At 71.6% G+C, this 19,128-nt stretch carries 20 protein-coding genes; 14 read left to right on the top strand and 6 right to left on the bottom strand.

Going from position 1 to position 19,128, the window contains the following annotated elements:
* Nucleotides 1–21: 21 nt before the first annotated feature.
* From JLI01S_RS11240 to JLI01S_RS11230, 3 genes are read right to left on the bottom strand one after another with little or no spacing between them, the layout of a single operon-like run.
* Nucleotides 22–456: a DUF1330 domain-containing protein gene (locus JLI01S_RS11240; protein ID WP_068264521.1), complete on the bottom strand. Its 435-nt coding sequence runs from the start codon at nucleotides 454–456 to the stop codon at nucleotides 22–24.
* A gap of 22 nt (nucleotides 457–478) precedes the next feature.
* Entirely contained in the window at nucleotides 479–1,567 is a 1,089-nt protein-coding gene (locus JLI01S_RS11235) for an acyl-CoA dehydrogenase family protein (protein WP_068264519.1), read from the bottom strand.
* 5 nt (nucleotides 1,568–1,572) lie between these two features.
* Nucleotides 1,573–2,748 carry an acyl-CoA dehydrogenase family protein gene (locus JLI01S_RS11230; protein WP_068264517.1) on the bottom strand — a complete coding sequence of 392 codons (1,176 nt, stop codon included), beginning with the start codon at nucleotides 2,746–2,748 and terminating at the stop codon, nucleotides 1,573–1,575.
* Between the two features lie 150 nt (nucleotides 2,749–2,898).
* Between JLI01S_RS11230 and JLI01S_RS11225 the strand changes: the two genes are divergently transcribed.
* Genes JLI01S_RS11225 through JLI01S_RS11215 form a run of 3 tightly spaced genes read left to right on the top strand, consistent with a single transcriptional unit; the run spans nucleotide 2,899 to nucleotide 6,418 of the window.
* Nucleotides 2,899–3,930, top strand: coding sequence for an FAD-dependent oxidoreductase (locus JLI01S_RS11225; RefSeq protein WP_169797321.1), 1,032 nt, complete (start codon nucleotides 2,899–2,901; stop codon nucleotides 3,928–3,930).
* Between the two features lie 54 nt (nucleotides 3,931–3,984).
* A complete protein-coding gene (locus tag JLI01S_RS11220; RefSeq protein ID WP_084349376.1) occupies nucleotides 3,985–4,683 on the top strand; it encodes an LppX_LprAFG lipoprotein in 699 nt (232 codons plus the stop codon).
* Between the two features lie 13 nt (nucleotides 4,684–4,696).
* Complete coding sequence (locus tag JLI01S_RS11215; RefSeq protein WP_068264549.1) at nucleotides 4,697–6,418, top strand: MFS transporter; 1,722 nt, start codon at nucleotides 4,697–4,699, stop codon at nucleotides 6,416–6,418.
* Here the strand turns inward: JLI01S_RS11215 and JLI01S_RS11210 are convergent.
* Both JLI01S_RS11210 and JLI01S_RS11205 read right to left on the bottom strand, forming a co-directional pair.
* Nucleotides 6,380–7,276: an alpha/beta fold hydrolase gene (locus tag JLI01S_RS11210; protein ID WP_068264513.1), complete on the bottom strand. Its 897-nt coding sequence runs from the start codon at nucleotides 7,274–7,276 to the stop codon at nucleotides 6,380–6,382. The two genes, JLI01S_RS11215 and JLI01S_RS11210, sit on opposite strands and share 39 nt — an antisense overlap.
* The gene (locus tag JLI01S_RS11205) at nucleotides 7,273–8,085 is read right to left on the bottom strand and encodes an exodeoxyribonuclease III (RefSeq protein WP_068264511.1); all 813 of its coding nucleotides are present in this window, start codon (nucleotides 8,083–8,085) and stop codon (nucleotides 7,273–7,275) included. The genes JLI01S_RS11210 and JLI01S_RS11205 overlap by 4 nt, the downstream gene beginning before the upstream one ends.
* Before the next feature lie 47 nt (nucleotides 8,086–8,132).
* Here JLI01S_RS11205 and JLI01S_RS11200 point away from each other — a divergent pair, with 47 nt between their 5' ends.
* The 7 genes from JLI01S_RS11200 to JLI01S_RS11170 all read left to right on the top strand — a co-directional run bounded on the left by JLI01S_RS11200 (nucleotide 8,133) and on the right by JLI01S_RS11170 (nucleotide 14,927).
* Nucleotides 8,133–8,885: a dienelactone hydrolase family protein gene (locus tag JLI01S_RS11200; protein ID WP_068264510.1), complete on the top strand. Its 753-nt coding sequence runs from the start codon at nucleotides 8,133–8,135 to the stop codon at nucleotides 8,883–8,885.
* Nucleotides 8,882–9,652 (top strand): SDR family NAD(P)-dependent oxidoreductase, encoded by a 771-nt coding sequence (locus JLI01S_RS11195; protein ID WP_068264508.1) that lies wholly within the window; start codon nucleotides 8,882–8,884, stop codon nucleotides 9,650–9,652. The genes JLI01S_RS11200 and JLI01S_RS11195 overlap by 4 nt, the downstream gene beginning before the upstream one ends.
* 174 nt (nucleotides 9,653–9,826) lie before the next feature.
* A complete protein-coding gene (pyrE, locus tag JLI01S_RS11190) occupies nucleotides 9,827–10,381 on the top strand; it encodes an orotate phosphoribosyltransferase (RefSeq protein ID WP_068264547.1) in 555 nt (184 codons plus the stop codon).
* Nucleotides 10,382–10,483: 102 nt separating this feature from the next.
* Complete coding sequence (locus tag JLI01S_RS11185) at nucleotides 10,484–11,350, top strand: siderophore-interacting protein (protein WP_068264507.1); 867 nt, start codon at nucleotides 10,484–10,486, stop codon at nucleotides 11,348–11,350.
* A gap of 75 nt (nucleotides 11,351–11,425) precedes the next feature.
* Nucleotides 11,426–12,217 carry an HAD family hydrolase gene (locus JLI01S_RS11180; RefSeq protein WP_068264544.1) on the top strand — a complete coding sequence of 264 codons (792 nt, stop codon included), beginning with the start codon at nucleotides 11,426–11,428 and terminating at the stop codon, nucleotides 12,215–12,217.
* A gap of 15 nt (nucleotides 12,218–12,232) precedes the next feature.
* On the top strand, nucleotides 12,233–13,042 hold the full coding sequence (locus JLI01S_RS11175) for a DUF1206 domain-containing protein (protein WP_068264506.1): 810 nt from the start codon (nucleotides 12,233–12,235) through the stop codon (nucleotides 13,040–13,042).
* Between the two features lie 220 nt (nucleotides 13,043–13,262).
* A complete protein-coding gene (locus tag JLI01S_RS11170) occupies nucleotides 13,263–14,927 on the top strand; it encodes an ABC-F family ATP-binding cassette domain-containing protein (protein WP_068264502.1) in 1,665 nt (554 codons plus the stop codon).
* Here the strand turns inward: JLI01S_RS11170 and JLI01S_RS11165 are convergent.
* On the bottom strand, nucleotides 14,924–15,595 hold the full coding sequence (locus tag JLI01S_RS11165) for a phosphatase PAP2 family protein (RefSeq protein WP_169797320.1): 672 nt from the start codon (nucleotides 15,593–15,595) through the stop codon (nucleotides 14,924–14,926). The genes JLI01S_RS11170 and JLI01S_RS11165 overlap by 4 nt on opposite strands.
* A gap of 30 nt (nucleotides 15,596–15,625) precedes the next feature.
* On the opposite strand from JLI01S_RS11165, the gene JLI01S_RS11160 reads away from it, so the two are divergent.
* The 4 genes from JLI01S_RS11160 to JLI01S_RS11145 are packed head-to-tail and all read left to right on the top strand — an operon-like array spanning nucleotide 15,626 to nucleotide 19,122.
* Nucleotides 15,626–16,435 carry a TrmH family RNA methyltransferase gene (locus JLI01S_RS11160; protein WP_068264500.1) on the top strand — a complete coding sequence of 270 codons (810 nt, stop codon included), beginning with the start codon at nucleotides 15,626–15,628 and terminating at the stop codon, nucleotides 16,433–16,435.
* Between the two features lie 47 nt (nucleotides 16,436–16,482).
* Entirely contained in the window at nucleotides 16,483–17,124 is a 642-nt protein-coding gene (locus tag JLI01S_RS11155) for a VOC family protein (protein ID WP_068264498.1), read from the top strand.
* Between the two features lie 10 nt (nucleotides 17,125–17,134).
* Nucleotides 17,135–18,457: a sensor histidine kinase gene (locus tag JLI01S_RS11150; protein WP_068264496.1), complete on the top strand. Its 1,323-nt coding sequence runs from the start codon at nucleotides 17,135–17,137 to the stop codon at nucleotides 18,455–18,457.
* A complete protein-coding gene (locus JLI01S_RS11145) occupies nucleotides 18,454–19,122 on the top strand; it encodes a response regulator (protein ID WP_068264493.1) in 669 nt (222 codons plus the stop codon). The genes JLI01S_RS11150 and JLI01S_RS11145 overlap by 4 nt, the downstream gene beginning before the upstream one ends.
* The last annotated feature ends 6 nt before the right edge of the window (nucleotides 19,123–19,128 follow it).

The following is a 19,128-nucleotide window of genomic DNA, read 5'->3' as shown; positions in this document are numbered from 1 at the left end:
GCCGCGTTCGTCAAGGTGGGCTCAGGGCAGGCCCGGGCCGTCCTCACGGACGCCGAAGCGGATGAGGCGACTGTCCGCCACGGCCGCGGTGCGGTTGATGACGGCCTGCTGGTACTCCTCGTCGGTGACCATGCTCAAGAACGCCGCGGCGGAGGGGTACTCGACGACGAACCCGGCATCCCACCGTTCCTCCGCAGGGCCGGTGAGGGTGACCTGTGGCCGTCCGCTCCAAGTGACGCGTCCGCCGACCCGCTCGAGCACCGGGGTGGTGGTGCGGCTGTACTCCCGGTACGCCTGCGCCCCGCTCCAACCCCGGTCGGCGTTCTCGTGCCCCTCGGGATAGTCGGCCATCTCGCGGTAGCGGATGAGGTTGAGCATCTGGATCGCCTCATCGCGGGGGAGGGACTTGAACTGGTCGAAGGCCTCCCTGCTCGGATCGACGTGTCCTGCACTCATGTGCTTCTCCTTCACGCTCGGGTCAACGCAGGATCGGGACGTTGGGATGGTCGGCGATGCGGGTGCCCAGGTCAGACAGGCGTGAGCGACGATCTCCCCAGGTGCGACTGATCGACGTCAGCCGCGCGGTCAGGTGGCCAACCGGGTGCTCGGCGGTGACACCGATGCCGCCGTGCATCTGGACGGCCTCCTGGCCGACGAGTCGGGCAGCGGAGTCGACGACGACTCGTGCCCTCAGCAGGGCGTCGGAGTCCAGCGGCTGCTCGTCGGCGACCATCGCGGCGAAGAGGGTCGCGCTGCGAGCCAGCTCGAGCCGGGCGTACATGTCGGCCGCCCGGTGGGTGAGGGCCTGGAAGCTGGCCAGTGGGCGGCCGAACTGGGTGCGGGTGCGCAGGTAGTCCGTCGTCAGGCGCAGGGCCTCGTCCATCGCACCGACCGCCTCGGCGCACAGCACGACCCCGCCGATCGCGAGGGCCTCTCGCAATGCCACCTCGGCCGTCTCGCCCTGCGCGAGCAGGGTCGCTGGTTCGTCGTCGAGGTCGACTTCCTCGGTCGTGGCCGAGGGCTGCGCGACGACGAAGAGCGCCAGCTGGTCATCGGTGGTGGCGGTGACCACGAGGTGGGTGGCGGCAGGTGCGTAGCGCACCGGGGCCTTCGTCCCGCGCACGGTCCATCCCTGGTCCGACGAGGTGGCCGTGACGTCGGACGTCGTCGTGGACCATGCCCGCAGCGGTTCGGCGAGGGCGGGGACGGGCAGGAGCGATCCGTCGGTGAGGCCGCCGAGGACCTCTCGGCGCAGGTCGTCGGGTGCCAGCGCCCGCACGAGCGAGCCGGCGACCACGGTCTCGGCGAGGGGGACCTGCATCCCTGACCGTCCGACCTCGGTGGCGGCGACGGCCAGGTCGGTGAACCCGGCCCCGACACCGCCGTCGTCCTCCGGCCAGGCCAGGCCGGGGACGCCGATGTCGACCAGTGCCCGCCACAGGGCCGCGTCGTGCGCGGGAGGGGCTGCCGTCTCGCCCCGGGTGGACGCCGGGGAGCCGTGGCGGCGCAGGGCGCCGCTGACGGCCTGCGCGAGTGCGTGCTGCTCGTCGGTGGGGGTGAAGTCCATGGGTGTCAGCCCTTCAGTCCGAGGATGGACGTCGCGACGATGCTGCGCTGGACCTCGCTGGATCCGCCGTAGATCGTGGCCTTGCGGTAGTTGAGGTAGGTCGGCACGCTCGAGCTCGCCCAGCCCGGCACCGCCTCGAGGTGCTCCCAGGACAGTGCCATCGGGCCGGCGACGTCGATCGCCAGCTCGAGGACGTCCTGCTGCAGCTGGGACCCGCACAGCTTGAGGATGGACGAGGCCGGGTCCGGACGGCCGTCGCTGGAGCTGCCGGAGACCCGCACGGCCGTCAGCTCGATCGCCATGAGCTCGGCCTCGAGCTCGGCGAAGCGGACCGCGACGGCGGGGTCGTCCAGCAGGGTGCCATCCCCCCTTCGGACCTGGCGGGCGTGGTCCTTGAGGTCGGTGAGCCAGAGCTTGATCAGGCCGGTGTCGGCGACGCCGACGCGCTCGTTGCCGAGCAAGAACTTGGCGTAGTCCCAGCCCTTGTTCTCCTCGCCCACCAGCTGGTCCGCCGGCACGCGCACGTCGTCGAAGAAGACCTCGTTGACCTCGACATCACCGTCGAGGGTGCGGATCGGGCGGGTCGTGACGCCCTCGCTGCGCATGTCGAGCAGGAGGAAGGAGATGCCTGCCTGCTTCCTGGGGGCGGCGGGGTCGGTGCGCACGAGAGCGAACATCCAGTCGGCGTGCTGGGCGAGGGTCGTCCAGATCTTTTGCCCGTTGACGACGTAGTGGTCACCGTCGCGCACCGCCGTGGTGCGCAGCGAGGCCAGGTCGGAGCCGGCGTCCGGCTCCGAGAACCCTTGGCACCACCAGATCTCGAGGCTGGCGGTCTGGGGCAGGAACCTGGCCTTGAGCTCCTCGGAGCCGAAGGCGGCGATCACCGGCCCGACCATCGAGGTGTTGAAGGGCAGCGGCGGCAGGACGCCCGCCGCTCGCATCTCGCTGTTCCAGATGTGCATCCGAAGGGGGCTCCAGTCCTGCCCGCCCCACGACGTCGGCCAGGCCGGGACCGCCAGCCCCGCATCGTTGAGCACCGACTGGCTTCGGCGGATGTCCTCCGGGGTGAGCTGCTGCCCGGCGGCGGCCGCATGACGCAGCTCTCGCGGGAACTCGGTGGTGAAGTAGGCACGCATCCGCTGCTGGAATGCGGCGTCTTGCGGGGAGAGGCGAAGGTGCATGCCTGTCAACCTAGCCCCCTCGGGCATGCGTACGGTGGCTAACCTGTATGCGGATTCAGGTTTGGTCGTCCTCGTCCTCGGGTGGTGTGGGACGTCCGCCCGACGGCGATGTCCCCGTCCACGCTGGTGCGAGCAGGCACAGTGGAGACCGTGAGACCCCATGAGCACGTCCTGGTGATCGGTGGTGGCGTCGCCGGGCTGGCGACCGCCGCCGCCCTCGACCCTCGCCGGGTGCGCGTGACCCTCGTGGAGGAGCGGCCCGAGCGGGCCGGCGCCGGCACGGTGCTGGCCATGTGGCGTGGCGGTCGGGTCGCCCTCGACGCGATCGGGGTGGGGGAGCGGGTGCGCTCGACTTCCTTCCCCGCCGACCGTGCCCTCCTGCGCGACGCTACGGGCCGCGGGTTGCACGACATCGCTCCCTCCCTCTGGTTCACCCCCCGGTCCGAGCTGGTCGCGGCGCTCGAGGGTGCGCTGCCCGACAGCGTCACGCGGCTGACCCGGCTCGTCACGGACCCGCGGGCACTCGCCACACAGCTCGGCGCCGACCTGGTCGTCGGCGCAGACGGCGTGCGCTCGGCCGTGCGTCAGCACGCCTGGCCGGGGACGGCGCCGGTCATCACCGACTGGATCGCCCTGCGCGGTCACCTGCCCGGACCGCCCGAGCACACGGCCACGGAGTGGTGGGGGCCGGGCGGTCTCTTCGGCACGACCCCCGGACCGCAGGGGGCGGCGTGGTTCTGCGCTGTCCGCGGTGGCAGGGGGACCACGCTCGACCCTGCCGACGCCCTCGCACTGGCCCGGGGCCACTTCGCCGACTGGGACCCACGGACCCGCGAGATCCTCGCTGCCGTCGGCGAGCAGGGCGACACCCAGCGGATCCTGCTCGCACCCCGTCTGCGCACGAGCGCCGACGACGGGCTCGTCCTCATCGGCGACGCGGCCCACGCGATGAGCCCCAACCTCGGTCGCGGGGCCAACGAGGCGCTCGAGGACGCGGTCGCCCTCGCCGCGATGATCCACCGCCACGGGACGAAGGGAGCGCCCCACGCCTTCAGCAGGCGACGCCACCTGCGCGGCCAGGTCCTGCGGGTCGCCGCGAGCGCCGGGCTGCGGGTCGCGACGACGGGCCACGCTGCCCCCGCGCGCGATGCGCTGGTGCGCGCCGTGGCGATCCTCGCCTGAGGGCGAAAACACAGGTGCAGCGCCAAGAGCCCGCCAGCGGTTAGGTTTGCCGACATGCGACGACGTTCACTGCTTGCCGCCGTGCCCCTCGCCCTGACCCTGGGTCTGGCCTCCGGGTGCTCGGCCTTCGAGGACGCCGATCCACCGGCCGAGGCCCTCGAGACCGCCCGCACGACCTTCGTCGACGCCGGCAGCGTCGGGTTCGACCTCAAGCAGTCGGCGATCCCCAAGGGGCGCAACGGCGTCAGCGCGGCCAACGGCTCCGGCGTCATCGACAAGACCAGCCCCAAGTTCCAGGGCCAGGTCACGGGCGTCATCGACGGCAACTCGGCGGGCGTCGAGATCATCGCCATCGACAAGGACACCTGGATGTCCTTCTTCACCAAGGACTTCAACCCGGTCGACATGGCCGACCTCGGCGCCCCCAACCCGGCCGAGTTCTTCCGCACCGGCAGCGGGGTCGACCAGATCCTCGCCCACACGAGCGACGCGGCCGAGGGGGAGCGCACGCGTGCGGGCGACACCGTCCTGCAGGAGTACACGGGCACGATCCCCAAGGCGGACATCAAGCGCCTCTTCAACCTCGGCGAGGGCGCGGACACCTTCGACGTCACCTACGGCATCGAGCCCGACAGCGGCGAGCTGCGCTCGGTGAAGATCACGGGTGACTTCTACAAGGAGGCGCAGACCACCTTCACGCTCTCCCTCAAGGACTACGGCAAGAGCGTCACGATCGACAAGCCCTCGACCTGACGTGGAAGGCCCCATGACCGGGACCAACCCCCGGACCCTGCTCGCGCTCGCCTCGACGGCGGTCGCGCTCGCCGCGGCCGACACCTATGTCGTGGTCCTCGCACTCACGGACATGATGAGCGGCGTCGGACTCGGCCTGGACAACCTCCAACGCGCGGCCCCGATCATCTCGGGGTTCCTCCTCGGCTACATCGCGGTCCTGCCGCTCATCGGTCGCCTGGCGGATGTCATCTCGCGCTCGCGGATCCTGCTGGGGTGCCTCGTCGTCTTCGTCGTCGGCTCCGGCATCACCGCGCTGGCCGTCGACCTCGACATCCTCGTCGCGGGCCGCGTCGTCCAGGGCATCGGTGGCGGCGGGCTGGTCCCCGCGACCCTCGCGCTCGTTGCTGACCTGTGGCCGCCGGGGCGGCGCGGGATGCCTCTCGGCATCGTGGGCGCCGTCCAGGAGCTGGGCTCCGTCCTCGGTCCGCTGCTGGGCGCGGCTGTGCTCGTCGTCGCCGACTGGCGGGCGATCTTCTGGCTCAATGTCGTCCTCGGCATCCTGCTCTTCCTCGCGATCGCCCTCGTCACCCGCGGAGCCCCCTTCGAGACGGCCGCGGGCGGCCTCCTCAGGGACCGGGGGGAGGGCCGCCCCCGTCCTCGTGTGGTCACCACCGCGCTCGGGGTGCTCACCGTCGGCCTGCTCTGGCTGGCGCTGGCGGCGCCCCCTTCGCTCGCGACGGATGTCTACCTCGGGCTGCCCTTCGTCCCCTTCGCCGGGGACAGCCGGCTGCTCACGCCGATCGGGCTGGTGACCCTCGCTCTCGCCGCGCTGCTCGTCGTGCTGACGATCCGCCGCTGGTGGCCGCCGCTGCGCGAGAGCGACCTGCCCGGCGCTCTGCTGCTCGGCACGGCACTGGGGTGCATCGTGCTCACCTTCAGCTCGGCCGACCCGGAGTCCGAGGTCGTCGGCCCGCTCGGCTACGCCCTGCTGCCGGTCGCAGTCGTCGCGGCGCTGGCCTATGCCTGGCGGCACCACACGGCTGCATCGCCGCTCGTGCCGCGGGGCACCGTCCGCGGTCGGACCGGCTGGGCGTTGGTCGTTTCGCTGCTCGTGGGCGTCGCCCTCGTCTCGGTCGTCGTCGACGTGCCCCTGTTTTCTCGACTGACCACGTCCGGGTCGCAGACGGATGCGGCGATGGAGCTGGTGAAGTTCCTGGTCGCCGTGCCCGTCGGCGCCCTCGTCGGCGGCTGGGTCCTGCGCTGGGTGGGCGACGGACTGGCGGCCGGGGTGGGCCTGCTCCTGGCGACCGGCGGGCTCGTCGTCATGTCCGGCTGGGACCGCGGCTCGCTCGCCGAGGTGACCTCGACGATCACGCTCGCGGTCGTCGGCTTCGGTCTGGGCATGGCTCTCGCACCGGTCAACGATGCCGCACTCGCCGACTCCCCGCAGCACGCGCACGGGACGGCATCGAGCCTCGTCGTCGTCGCGCGGATGGTCGGCATGGTCGTCGGCCTCGCGCTGCTCACCGGCGTGGGTCTGCACCGCTACTACCAGGCCGTCGAGGCGCTGCCGCGCGAGCAGCAGACCAGCGGTCAGGCCCTGCTCGACGCCGCGTTGCTGCAGGTGCACACCGTCTTCGTCGGTGCCGCCGGTGCCGCGCTCCTGGGCGCTCTCGTCGCCTTCGCCTTCCTCGGCGTCCGTCGCCGGGAGGGCTCAGGCTCGCTGGCCCGCGGGTTCGGCGTCGAGGAGTAGCTCGATCTTGTCGGCGACCGTGGAGCTCGCCTCGTAGGTGATCATGTGCCCGACACCGGGCACCATCCAGAACTGTGCGCTCGGGACGAGCGCAGCCAGCCGCCGGCCCGCGGAGACGGGCGTGAGCCGGTCCTTGCGGCCGGTCAGGATCACCGTGCGCACCTGCGCGAAAGGGACGACCGCCTCGCGCAGGTCGAGCTGCATGATCGCCCGGTACCAGTCCGCGACGACATTGGCCCGCGTGCGGCTCGTCTGCTGCGCGGTGGCGCGCACCGCCTCGGGGTCCGGGTCGTCACCGAAGAGGTTGGCCGCGGTCAGCCGAGCCGTGGTCGGCAGGCCCGGCAGGGAGGCGGGTGCCTTGGCGAGCAGGCCCATGACGAGCACCTCGCCGGGCACGCCCCGACGGCCGGGCAGGTGGGCGGCGGTGCCGACGAGGGCCGCGCCGCGCACCCGGTCGTGGACGAAGCCGGGGTCGACCTCGCCGAGGGCCATGACCGTCATCCCGCCCATCGAGTGGCCGCCGAGGACGACATCGCCCTCCGGGACCGTCTCCGCGACGACCTCGCGCAGGGCAGCGCCGAGGTCGAGCAGGGACACGTCACGGTCGAGGCCGGAGCTGGAGCTGCCGTGGCCGGGCTGGTCATAGGTGACGACCCGCAGATCGGGCCGGCGCTGCTGCAGCTCAACCACGACCGGGTCCCACACCTCGTGGGTGCCGCACCAGCCGTGGGCGAGGACGAGGGTCGGTCCCTGCGCCGAGCCGCTCGGGGCCGGGTGCTCGAAGACCGCGAGTCGGGCACCGTCGGGAGAGATGACCGTCCGTCGGGCACCCGGGGCGGGGTGGGCGAGGGGGCTCACAGGTTGGTCCGCGAGTCACCGGCGTCGCCGTCGAGGCCGACGATGACGGGGGCGTGGTCGCTGGCGCCCTTGCCCTTGCGCTCCTCGCGGTCGATCGACGCGCCGGTCACCCGGTCGGCGAAGGACGCCGAGCCGAGCACGAAGTCGATGCGCATGCCGCGCCTCTTGGGGAAGGCGAGCTGCTGGTAGTCCCAGTAGGTGTAGGTGCCCGGCCCGGGGGTGTGGGGGCGCACGACGTCGACGAAGCCTGACTCGAGGAAGGCGTTGAAGGCGGCGCGCTCCGGCGGCGAGACGTGGGTCTTGTCGGCGAAGTACTCCATCGACCAGACGTCCCCGTCCTGGGGCGCGACATTCCAGTCGCCGCACAGCGCGGTCGGCGTGCCGTTGGCCGTCCACTCGAGCGCACGTTGCTTGAGCTGCTCGAGCCAGGCGAGCTTGTAGGCCATGTGCGGGTCCTCGAGGCTGCGGCCGTTGGGCACGTAGAGGGACCAGACGCGCACGCCGCCGCAGGTCGCGCCGATCGAGCGGGCCTCCGGCGCGACCGGGTCACCGAAGCCGGGATCGCCGTCGAAGCCGATCGACACGTCCTCCAGGCCGACGCGGGAGAGGATCGCCACGCCGTTCCACTGGTTGAGGCCGTGGTGGGCCACCTCGTAGCCGAGGGCTGTGAAGCGGTCGTGGGGGAACTGCTCCTCCTTGGCCTTGGTCTCCTGGATGGCCAGGACGTCGACATCGCTGCGCTGCAGCCACGCCTCGACGCGGTCCACACGGGAGCGGATGGAGTTGACATTCCAAGTCGCGATACGCACGACGTCACCCTAGCCACGCCCGCTGACAGGTCGTAGCGTCGGGCAGCATGCGACCCCTCATCGACATCACCGCCGCAGACGGACCAGCCGAGGCGATCGTCGCCAGGCCCGACGACGGCACCCACCCCGGAGTCCTGCTGTGGATGGACGCCATCGGTCTGCGCCCGCGCATCGAGGAGATGGCCGACCGCATCGCCTCGTGGGGCTACATCGTCCTGGCACCCAACACCTTCTACCGCCTCGGCACGGCCGCCGAGATGTCCCCGCCGGCGGGCATGGACCTCACCGATCCGGAGCAGCGGGCCGCCTACGGGCAGCAGAGCATCCCGCGCGTCGGCACGCTGACCCGGGAGCGGACCGAGGCGGACGTCGCCCCCTTCGTCGCTGCGTTGCGTGCACTGCCCGGTGTCGCCGACGGACCGATCGGGACCACCGGCTACTGCATGGGGGCCAAGCACGCGACCCTCGCCGCGTGCGTCGACCCGAGCATCGCCGCCTGCGGAGGGTTCCACGGCGCACAGATCGCCACGGACGGGCCCGACAGCGCGCACCTCTCGCTGGGCAGCGCGCGGGCGGCCTTCGTCTACGGCCACGCCGACCAGGACCGCACGATGCCGCCGGAGGCCGTCGCGCTCCTCGACAGCGCCCTCGCCAAGCACGGGCTCGAGGCACAGGCCGCGATCTACCCGGACGCGCCGCACGGCTACACGATGAGCGACACGTCGAGCTATCAGGAAGCCGGCGCAGAGCGGCACTTCGTCGAGCTCGAAGCGCTCTTCGCCCGCACCCTCGGCGCATGAGCACCGCACTCGTCACCGGAGCGACCGCCGGTATCGGCCGCGAGTTCGCCGTCCAGCTCGCGACGCAGGGGGACGACCTCGTCCTCGTCGCCCGCGACACTGCTCGTCTCGACGCGCTGGCCGCCGAGCTGACCGCCGCGCACGGCGTGGCCGTCGAGGTCATCTCCGCCGACCTGTCCGACCGGACGGCGCTGGAGCGGGTGGCCGAGCGGCTGCGCGACCCTGCCCGTCCCGTCGACCTGCTCGTCAACAACGCGGGCTACGGGCTGGGGTCGGCCTTCGTCGACACGACCGTGGAGGACGAGGAGCGGCTGCTCGACGTGCTCGTGCGTGCGGTCCTCGTGCTCAGCCACGCGGCGGCGGGCGCGATGGTGGCGCGGGGGAGCGGGCGGATCATCAATGTCTCGTCCGTGGCCGGCTTCATCACGAGCGGCACGTACTCCGCCGCGAAGTCCTGGGTCACCGTCTTCACGGAGTCACTTGCCGGCCAGCTCGGACCGAAGGGAGTGCACGCGACGGTGCTCTGCCCCGGCTTCGTGCGCACCGAGTTCCACGAGCGCGCCGGCATCGACAAGGGGGAGCAGTCCGGGCCCTTCTGGCTGGACCCGACCGACCTCGTCGCGCAGGCCCTCGCCGACTCCGAGCGCGGACGCGTCGTCTCCGTGCCCAGCCCGCAGTACAAGGCGCTCGTCGGGGTGCTGCGTCATGTGCCGAGAGCGCTCCTGCGAAACCCTCGGGTCACGTCCGCCCACCGCAAGAACCGCTGACCTCCCGTCTCGGCGAAAGCTACTTGCGGGTACGACGTGCACTTGGCGAAGCGCTTCGGTCAAGAGGGCTGATTTTCCGGGTTTCTCCTACGCATCGGGCGCGCAAGTGCACGTCGTACCCGCAAGTAACCTCTGGCCGCAGGTCGGCACCGTGCGCCCCATAGAATGCGAGCCGTGACTGACATCGCCGCCGACCGCGCCCGCCTGCTCGAGATCGTCAAGGACAAGGCCATCGTCCACGGACGGGTGACCCTCTCCTCCGGTGCCGAGGCCGACTACTACGTCGACCTGCGCCGCATCACCCTCGACGGGGAGGCCTCACCGCTCGTCGGTCGGGTCATGCTCGACCTCGTCGCGGACCTCGACTTCGACGCCGTCGGCGGGCTGACCCTGGGCGCCGACCCGGTCGCCACCTCCATGCTCCACGCCACGGCGGCGAAGGGGGAGCGGCTGGACGCCTTCGTGGTGCGCAAGTCCGGCAAGGCGCACGGCCTGCAGCAGCGCATCGAGGGCCCGTCCATCACGGGCCGTCGTGTCCTGATCGTCGAGGACACCTCCACCACCGGCAACTCGCCCCTCGAGGCGGCCAATGCCGCGCGTGAGGCGGGAGCCGAGGTCGTCGCCGTCGCGACGATCGCCGACCGGGCGACCGGTGCCGCGGACACGTTCGCCGAGGCCGGGTTCGAGTACCGTCACGTCTTCGGGCTCGAGGAGCTCGGCCTCGCCTGAGCGGGCACCCCTTCGTCGGCCCCGATCCGCATTTCCTCGAGATCGTGAGCCGTTGCTAGGTTAGGCTCTCCTAAGCCAGCCGCCCCCGGCCCCAGGAGAGTCATGAAGATCGCCGAGCTCAAGGACCGCGTGGTCCTCGGCGCTGCCCGCGTGTACGCCCGTCGGACGATGGCCGACTACGCCGAGCGTTCGGAGGAGTCGCAGTTCGAGGTCGCGATCACCCGGGTCGTCGAGCTCAACTCCGTCATGCGGCGGGTCACCCTGGCCGCCCCCGAGCTGCGCGACTACTCGCTGCTCGGGCCGGACGAGTACTTCGGCCTGCTCATGCCCGGCGCCGATGGTCACCTGCACCTGCCCGACCCGGAGCGGTCCAACGTGCGCGCCGCCATCAGCGAGATGCCCGAGGACGAGCAGCCCGGCCTGCGCTGGTACACGATCCGCAGCATCCGCCGACGGGAGGGCGAGGTCGACGTCGACATCGTCACGCACGGCGACTCCGGCCCCGGCTCCGCGTGGGCGACCTCCGTGCAGGTCGGCGACACCGCGGCCTTCCGCTCCGGCGGAGCGCTCTACTCGAGCTTCGGCGAAGAGCGCCAGCTCATCGTCGCCGACGAGACCGCAGTCCCCGCGCTGCTGGCGATCCTCGAGGAGCGCGCCCGGCGCCGCCTGCCCGGCCTCGGCGCCGGCGTCGAGGCCCATGTCGAGGTCCCGTCGACCTCGGTGCTGGACGGCATGGAGGTGCCCGCCGAGGTCGTGGTCCACGTGCGCGGCACCGACGCGCCCGGCACCGCCGTCCTGGCGGCGCTCGCCGGTGCGCCCACCGCGACCGCGGACCTCGACTACGCGTGGTTGTGCGGCGAGTCGGGTCTGGCGACCTCCCTTCGTCGCCACCTCGTGCAGGAGGTGGGCATGGACAAGCGCAAGATCACCTTCTCCGGCTACTGGAAGCTCGGCGCCGCGCGCGGCTGACCTGACCGATCCGGCCGGGCGTCGCGGACGAGGGGCGTGCGCGGACGGCTGCTGGGCACCGGTAGCGTGCCGACCATGGAGCCGCACCTCGTCGCCCTGGATGTCGACGGCACGATCCTGACCCATGACGGCGAGCTACGGGCCGCCACCCGCGACGCGATCCGGGCGGTCGCCGACGCCGGCCACCAGATCGTCATCTCGACCGGGCGCTCGGTCGTCGCCACGACACCCGTCCTGGAGATGCTGGACCTCTCCCACGGGTGGGCGGTGACCTCCAACGGAGCGGTCACCCTCGAGCTGGATCCCGCTGAGCCGCAGGGCTATCGCATCGAGGAGACGGTCACCTTCGACCCCCGCGAGGCGCTCACCCTCGTCATGGAGCACGCGCCGCACATCCTCGTCGCGGTCGAGGAGGTCGGCGTCGGTTTCAAGGTGGCCCGGCCCTACCCCGAGGGGGTGCTGCAGGGCGAGCAGGTCGTCGTCCCCCTCGAGCAGCTCGTCGACCGTCCGACCACTCGCGTGACCTTCCACGACCCCGATGCCGCGAGCGAGGACTTCCTCGAGCTCGTCGAGCGGATCGGTCTGCACGGGGTGAGCTACGCCGTCGGTTACACCGCCTGGCTGGACCTGGCGCCCGAGGGCGTGTCCAAGGGCTCGGCGCTGGAGCTGGTGCGCCGGCGCCTCGGCATCGAGCCCCACCTGACCTTCGCCGCCGGGGACCAGCGCAACGACCTGGAGATGCTCCGCTGGGCCGCCCGTGGGGTCGCGATGGGCGACGCACCGCCCGAGGTCGTCGCCGCGGCCGACGAGCAGACCGGGACGGTCTACGAGGACGGGCTCGCAGCGGCCCTCCGCCCACTGATCTGAGGGCAGGATGGGGTCGTGAGCCGCACCCCTGATCTCCATGACGCCCGCGACGCCGCCCGCAAGGTCGGCGACCACCCCGCCCTCGAGGCCCTGGCGCGCGTCGGTTTCGTCGTCTCCGGGCTGCTGCACATCGTGCTCGGCTGGACCGCCGGCCGCGTGGGCTGGGGCGGTGGCGGCCAGGCCGACCAGTCCGGTGCCCTCTCCTCGCTCGCGAGCAACCCCGCCGGCACGGTCCTCATGTGGGTCATCGTCATCGGGCTCGCGGCGCTCGTCCTGTGGCAGCTGACGGTGGCGGTCGGGCCGAGGCTCGGCGACGGTGGTGCCCTTGATCGGATCAAGGCACTCGGCAAGGCGACGGTCTACGCGGTCCTGGCCTGGACCGCGTCGAAGTTCGCCCTCGGCTCCGGCTCGTCGTCGTCCTCCGAGCAGTCCTCCCAGGACCTCACCGCCACCCTCATGGAGGCACCCGCCGGGCAGGTTCTCGTCGGCGCGGTGGGAGTCGCCGTCATCGTCGTCGGCGGGTACCACGTCTACAAGGGGCTCTCCCGCACGTTCCTCGACGACCTCGAGGAGGACCCCGGCACGTGGGCGACCCGGTCCGGCACGATCGGTTACCCGGCGAAGGGAGCGGTCCTCGCCCTCGTCGGAGTCTTCTTCGTCATCGCCGCCGTCCAGCACCAGTCATCCGAAGCCTCCGGCCTCGACGGCGCGCTCAAGAGCCTGCGCGACCAGCCCTTTGGCCCGGTGCTCCTCACGGTGGTCGCGGCGGGCCTGATCGCCTTTGGCCTGTACTGCTTCGCCCGGGCCCGCCACCAGCGGATCTGAGGCGCCCCCCTTCGTCATCAAAGCGCTTGCCGGGGCGAAGGGGGGAGCCCTAGCCTTGTCGGGTCAGACCGGCCGGTGACAGCGCCCGGTCCCCTCGACCACAAGGTGATGACCCGCCCGATGCGGCACCAGATCTCCTGCGACTGAAGAGCGCGACCGACCGCGGCCCACGCACCGCGAGTCCCGTCGGCGCGTGCGCAGCGACGGTACGGAGATCTCCATGTCATCACCCATCCCGGGGGCGGACGCCCTCGTCACCCTCACCCACCTCACCCTCGACTGGCCCGACGGCACGCGTGCCCTCGACGACGTCAGCGGATCCTTCGGCCCGGGGCGTACCGGCCTCGTCGGGCGCAACGGCTCGGGCAAGACCACGCTGCTGCGCCTGATCACCGGGGAACTCATGCCGAGCGACGGGACGCTCCACGTCGCCGGGTCTGTCGCGACCCTGCCGCAGCAGCTCGGCCTCGACACGCAGCAGACGGTGGCCCAGGCACTCGGCATCGCACCGGCGCTCGCGGCCATCGCCCGGGTCGCAGCCGGCTCCCTCGAGCAGACGGACTTCGATGCGGCAGAGGGACACTGGGGCGTCGAGGCCGAAGCGCTCTCGACCTTGGCAGCCCTCGGTCTGACCGCCGACGCCGACCTGCTCGATCGGCCCCTCGGCACGCTCTCCGGCGGCGAGGTCGTCACCGTGGGGCTCGCTGCGCTCCAGCTGCAGCGGGCCGACATCGCCCTGCTCGACGAGCCGACCAACAACCTCGACCGGGCGGCCCGACAGCGTCTCGTCGAGGTGATCGACGCGTGGCCGACCGGGCGCTCGCTCGTCGTGGTCAGCCACGACACCGACCTGCTCGAGCACGTCGACCGCATCGTCGAGGTGCACGGCCACGAGCTGCGCGGCTTCGACGGGCCGTGGTCGGTCCACCGCGCCGCGATCGAGGCCGAGCAGCAGGCGGCAGCCGATACCGTGCAGGCTGCAGAGCAGGACGTGCTGCGGCAGAAGCGCGACCGCATCGAGGCGGAGACCAAGCTGGCCGGTCGCCAGCGGATCGCCGATCGCGACCGGGCGAGCAAGCGGGCGCCCAAGATCGTCATGAACACCTGGGCCATGAAGGCCGAGAAGTCAGCCGCCAAGCACCGTCACCTCCACGACGACCGCCTCGACCGAGCCCGGACCTCGCTGACGCAGGCCGAGGGCCGGGTCCGCGAGGACCGCTCCGTGCGCATCGAGCTCCCTGGGACACGGGTGCCGGCCGGCCGGACGGTGTTGGAGCTGCGCGAGGCGACAGGTACTCCCCTTCGAGGCTCGGCCGCTCACGGCCTCGCTCCTCAGGACAGCGCCTTCGTCGTCAGAGGGCCGGAGCGGATCGCGCTGTCCGGAGCCAACGGGGCCGGCAAGACCACCCTCCTGCGGGAGGTCCTCGGCCTGACCACGGCAGTCGAGCCGGTGGCCCGGCTCGTCCGGCGGATCGACGAGGTGGGTCACCTGCCGCAGCGGATCGAGCTCGACGAGGACCTGAGCATCCTCGAGACCGTCCGTGCTGCCGCGCCCACCGTTGCGCCGCAGCAGGTGCGGGCGTCGTTGGCGCGCTTCCTCTTCCGCGGTGCGCTCGCCGAGCGATCCGTCGCGGAGCTGTCGGGTGGCGAGCGCTTCCGGGTTGCCCTCGCCAGCGTGCTGCTCGCCGATCCGGCGCCGCACCTGATCGTCCTGGACGAGCCGACCAACAGCCTCGACGTCGACAGCATCGACCAGCTCGTCGACGCGCTGAGTGCCTACGAGGGGGCGCTGCTCGTGGTCAGCCACGACGAGGGCTTCCTCGAGCGGATCGGCATCACCCGCCGCTGGGAGGTCCGCGACGGACGTCTGCGGACGTCCTCCTAGGGCACGGGACGCTCGGTGGTCGGGACCGCAGGGAGGAGGGCCAGCCCGAGGAGGGTGACCACCGTCCCGAGCACCAGGCCCATCGTGACGTCGCTGATGTTGTGGACGCCGAGCAGGATGCGGTCGGCGGCGGTGAGAGCAGCGCCCATGACGGCGAGCACGGTTGCGCTCCACCGGACCCAGGCGCGCTGCACGACCTGCACGAGCGAGATGACCAGCACTGCGCCGATCGAGATGTTGGTGGCATGCCCGCTCGGATAGGACCAGCCGCCTACTTCGACGACCGCGTCGATGGGGCGGGGGCGCTCGACGAGCAGTTTGCACCAGGCGCCCAGGCCCCAGCCGAGGAGACCGATGAGGAGCGTGACGATCGCGGCCCTCGCGGTGATGCGACGACGCACGGCGAGCACGCCCCCGAGGATCGCCACGCAGGGGTAGACGAACCACGGCCCGCTGAGCACGGCCCAGAGCACTGCTGCATCGTGCCAGCTCTGGTGTCCGGCCAGCGTGTCGATGCCCCACGTGACGCCCCGCGCGTCGATCTCGCGGATCCACGACGACGGGATCAGGACCCACTCGCCGAGCGCCGCGACGGCCAGCATGGCCATGATCATCGCGGTGATCGCAGCGACGACGCGCGAGACAATGACGGGGCGGTCGACAGGCATCCACCGATTGTGCGGCATGCTGGACCCGCCATGTCCGATCTCGTCATCACATCCCCGGCCAACCAGCGCCTCAAGGACCTCGTCGCCCTGCGTCGTCGTCGCGTCCGTGAGACCTCGGGTGTCACGCTCCTCGAGGGTCTCGAGGAGACCACGCTCGCGCTGGACTCCGGCGTCCGCCCGCTGGCCCTCTTCCACTGCCCCGAGCTGATGCTCGACGAGCAGGTCGGTGCCGAGCTCGTCGAGCGTGCTCGCGCAGTGGGCGCCGAGGTCGTCGAGCTGGGCCGGACCGCCTTCCAGAAGGTGGCCTACCGCGAGGGGCCCGACGGCATCCTGGCCAAGGTCCCCGCGCCCGGACGGGACCTCGACGACATCGACCTGCCCGACGCAGCCCTCGTCCTGCTGTGCGAAGGGGTGGAGAAGCCCGGCAACCTCGGCGCCATGCTGCGCACCGCCGACGCCGCCGGAGTCGCGCTCGTCATCGCCGCCGACCCGGTCACCGACTGGGGCAACCCCAATGTCATCCGCTCGAGCAAGGGCACCGTCTTTTCGGTCCCCGTGGCTGCGGCGAGCACCGACGAGGTGTGGACCTGGTTGGCCGATCGTGGCGTCGAGATCGTCGCCACGACGCCTGACACGGACATCGAGCACACCGACGCCGACCTGACCGGTCCGGTCGCGGTGGCCGTCGGGTCGGAAAAGTACGGACTGACCGACGCGGCGCTCGCCCGGGCGCACCACAAGGTGCGGATCCCGATGGTGGGGCGGGCCAATTCCCTCAACGTCGCGACCTCGGCAGCGATCGTCGTGTACGAGGCCGTGCGCCAGCGACGGAGCATCTGACCGGACCCGATTACGGGCCTGACTGCGGCCTGTGTCACGATGCGTGCATGCGCGTCGACCACGTCTCCTATGCTGCAGACCAGTCCGGTGTCAAGGCCACAGCCCAACGTCTGGGCGAGGCACTTGGCGTGACCGCTGTCGATGGGGGGATCCACCCGCGTTTCGGCACGCGCAACATGATCCTGCCGCTCGCCCACGAGCGTTATGTCGAGGTCGTCGAGGTCCTCGACCACCCGAGCTCCGACAAGGCCCCCTTCGGTCAGGTCGTGCGCGCCCGCTCCGAGGCCGGTGGCGGCTGGATGGGCTGGGTCATCCGCGTCGACGCCGAGATCGAAGAGGTCGAGGAGCGCCTGGACCGCAAGGCCGTCGCGGGCAACCGTCGCCTGTCCGACGGCCGTGAGTTCCTGTGGAAGCAGATCGGCATCAAGGGCACGCTCGCCGATCCGCAGCTGCCCTTCTTCGTCAAGTGGGGCGAGGGCTCGCCGCACCCCAGCGAGGAGGCGGCCACCGCGGTCACCATCTCCTCCCTGATGATCGCCGGCGACCAGGCGCGCGTCACCGACTGGCTCGGTGGCCTGCCGCCCGAGGAGACCTCCTCGGTCATCGACTTCGAGTTCGTCGCCCCGCACGGCACGCCCGGTCTGATGTCGGTCACCTTCAACACCCCGGGTGGCCCGGTCACCCTCTGACCGGCTCCCCATGGCCTGGTCCGACAGCGTCGGTGGGTTCTTCGCCCTCGACGACGACTGGGAGCGACCCGGCGGCACGATCAGCCGCGGCGACGCGCTCTTCACCCTGACGGTCGTCGCGCTCTCCCTCTTCGTCCTCGAGCTCATGCGCGCGCTCGGCAGCCTCACCGAGGTCGATCAGCCGGTGTGGCAGCAGTGGCTGCTCACCGCGATCCCTGCCCTCTTCCTCCTCACCCGGCGCCGGTACCCCCTGCTCACCGTCGCCGCGGCGAGCCTCGCGTACTGGGCGATCTCCTCGTACGAGCCGCTCATGGCCAGCCTGCTGTCGACGCAGGTGTCCTACTTCCTCGTCGTCCTCGGCGGTGTCGCGTGGGCCCGCAACCGGCGCACGATGGCCGCCGTCTACGGGGTCATCCTCTTCCTGATGTTCCTCTGGCTCGTCTGGGGCTTCGCCGTGGGGCAGGCGACCGCGGGCATGGTGAGGGAGGCTGACCCGGACGCGTGGATCGCGCCGACGATCGCGGCGCCCATGATGCTCAGCATCATCAACATCCTCTACTTCGGTGGCGCCGTGCTCGGTGGCCAGGTGGCCTGGCGCTCGGCTCGTCAGCGGATGGGCCTGCAGACCCAGACCGAGACCATCCGTGAGCAGACCGGTCAGCTGCGTGAGGCTGCGGTCGTCGAGGAGCGGCTGCGGATCGCGCGCGAGTTGCACGATGTCGTCGCCCACCACGTCTCCGGTATCGGGGTGCAGGCGGCCGCGGCCCGTCGTGTGCTCGACAAGGACCCGGAGGCGGCGAAGGGGGCGCTGCTGCGGATCGAGGGTGGCAGCCGGGATGCCGTCACGCAGATGCGCGGGCTGCTCGGCACGCTGCGGATGGGCGAAGCACCCTCCGACGAGACCGGCCGGGCCACGGTGGGCCACGCGCCCGAGCCGACCCTGGCGGATGTCGCCGACCTCGCGGCCGCGCGCGACGGCACGGCCCTGACCGTCACCCACGAGGTGGTGGAGGACTCACCCGGTGCCCTCGACGCGGTCCCCACCGCGATCGGTCACTCCCTCTATCGCACCGCGCAGGAGGCGCTGACCAATGTCGTGCGGCACTCGACCGCGCAGCGCGCCCGCGTGATCGTCCGCGTCGGTGACGAGCACGCGGAGATCGAGGTCACCGACGACGGCCGTCCGCGGCCGGGGACCTCGGGCACCGGCATGGGCCAGCTGGGGATCCGCGAGCGGGTCTCCTCGCACCACGGGAGCATCGAGATCGGGCCCCGCCCCCTGGGTGGCTATCGGGTTCGGGCGCGCATCCCCCTTCGGACGGAGGAGTCATGACGGACACGCTGCGGGTGCTGCTCGTCGACGACCAGCCGATCATCCGGTCCGGCTTCGCGATGATGCTCTCCGTCGAGGAGGACCTCGTGGTCGTCGGGGAGGCGGCCAACGGACGCGAGGCGATCGACCTGGCCGAGCAAGAGCGCCCCGATGTCATCGTCATGGACGTGCAGATGCCCGTCATGGACGGCATCGCCGCAACTCGCGAGATCGTCGAGCGCGACCTCGGTCGAGTCATCATCCTGACGACCTTCGACGCGGACAACTACCTCTTCGACGCGCTGCAGGCCGGCGCGAGCGGCTTCCTGCTCAAGAATGCGGAGGCCGACCAGCTCGTCGACGCACTGCGGGCCGTCGGCCACGGCCACGCGCTGCTCGCCCCGGAGGTCACCCAGCGGGTCATCGCCCAGATGAGCGCCCCGCGTGCCCCCTCCACAGGGGGCGAAGGGAGGCACGCCGACCTGCTCGCCCACCTCACCGACCGCGAGCTGGACGTCCTGCGGCTCATGGGTGCCGGCCGGTCCAACTCCGAGATCGCCGCCGACCTCGTCATCGGTGCCGCGACGGTCAAGACGCACGTGTCGAGCATCTTCGCCAAGCTGCAGGTGCGCGATCGGGTGGGCGCCGTGATCATCGCCCACGAGGCCGGGATCGTCGAGCGCTGAGCCGTC

The organism is Janibacter limosus NBRC 16128, assembly GCF_001570985.1.
GTDB classification, from domain to species: Bacteria; Actinomycetota; Actinomycetes; order Actinomycetales; family Dermatophilaceae; genus Janibacter; species Janibacter limosus.
The sequence above is the reverse complement of the archived record's forward strand: the minus strand, read 5'-3'. Positions and strand labels throughout refer to the sequence as shown.

Excerpts from the sequence above, each read along its gene's own strand:
- JLI01S_RS11200 (WP_068264510.1), top strand. The coding sequence starts at position 8,133 with ATGCGACCCCTCATCGACATCACCGCCGCAGACGGACCAGCCGAGGCG.
- JLI01S_RS11165 (WP_169797320.1), bottom strand. The coding sequence starts at position 15,595 with ATGCCTGTCGACCGCCCCGTCATTGTCTCGCGCGTCGTCGCTGCGATC.
- JLI01S_RS11185 (WP_068264507.1), top strand. The coding sequence starts at position 10,484 with ATGAAGATCGCCGAGCTCAAGGACCGCGTGGTCCTCGGCGCTGCCCGC.
- JLI01S_RS11170 (WP_068264502.1), top strand. The coding sequence starts at position 13,263 with ATGTCATCACCCATCCCGGGGGCGGACGCCCTCGTCACCCTCACCCAC.
- JLI01S_RS11235 (WP_068264519.1), bottom strand. The coding sequence starts at position 1,567 with ATGGACTTCACCCCCACCGACGAGCAGCACGCACTCGCGCAGGCCGTC.
- JLI01S_RS11155 (WP_068264498.1), top strand. The coding sequence starts at position 16,483 with ATGCGCGTCGACCACGTCTCCTATGCTGCAGACCAGTCCGGTGTCAAG.
- JLI01S_RS11240 (WP_068264521.1), bottom strand. The coding sequence starts at position 456 with ATGAGTGCAGGACACGTCGATCCGAGCAGGGAGGCCTTCGACCAGTTC.
- JLI01S_RS11145 (WP_068264493.1), top strand. The coding sequence starts at position 18,454 with ATGACGGACACGCTGCGGGTGCTGCTCGTCGACGACCAGCCGATCATC.
- JLI01S_RS11195 (WP_068264508.1), top strand. The coding sequence starts at position 8,882 with ATGAGCACCGCACTCGTCACCGGAGCGACCGCCGGTATCGGCCGCGAG.
- JLI01S_RS11230 (WP_068264517.1), bottom strand. The coding sequence starts at position 2,748 with ATGCACCTTCGCCTCTCCCCGCAAGACGCCGCATTCCAGCAGCGGATG.
- JLI01S_RS11150 (WP_068264496.1), top strand. The coding sequence starts at position 17,135 with ATGGCCTGGTCCGACAGCGTCGGTGGGTTCTTCGCCCTCGACGACGAC.
- JLI01S_RS11180 (WP_068264544.1), top strand. The coding sequence starts at position 11,426 with ATGGAGCCGCACCTCGTCGCCCTGGATGTCGACGGCACGATCCTGACC.
- JLI01S_RS11160 (WP_068264500.1), top strand. The coding sequence starts at position 15,626 with ATGTCCGATCTCGTCATCACATCCCCGGCCAACCAGCGCCTCAAGGAC.
- JLI01S_RS11220 (WP_084349376.1), top strand. The coding sequence starts at position 3,985 with ATGCGACGACGTTCACTGCTTGCCGCCGTGCCCCTCGCCCTGACCCTG.
- JLI01S_RS11215 (WP_068264549.1), top strand. The coding sequence starts at position 4,697 with ATGACCGGGACCAACCCCCGGACCCTGCTCGCGCTCGCCTCGACGGCG.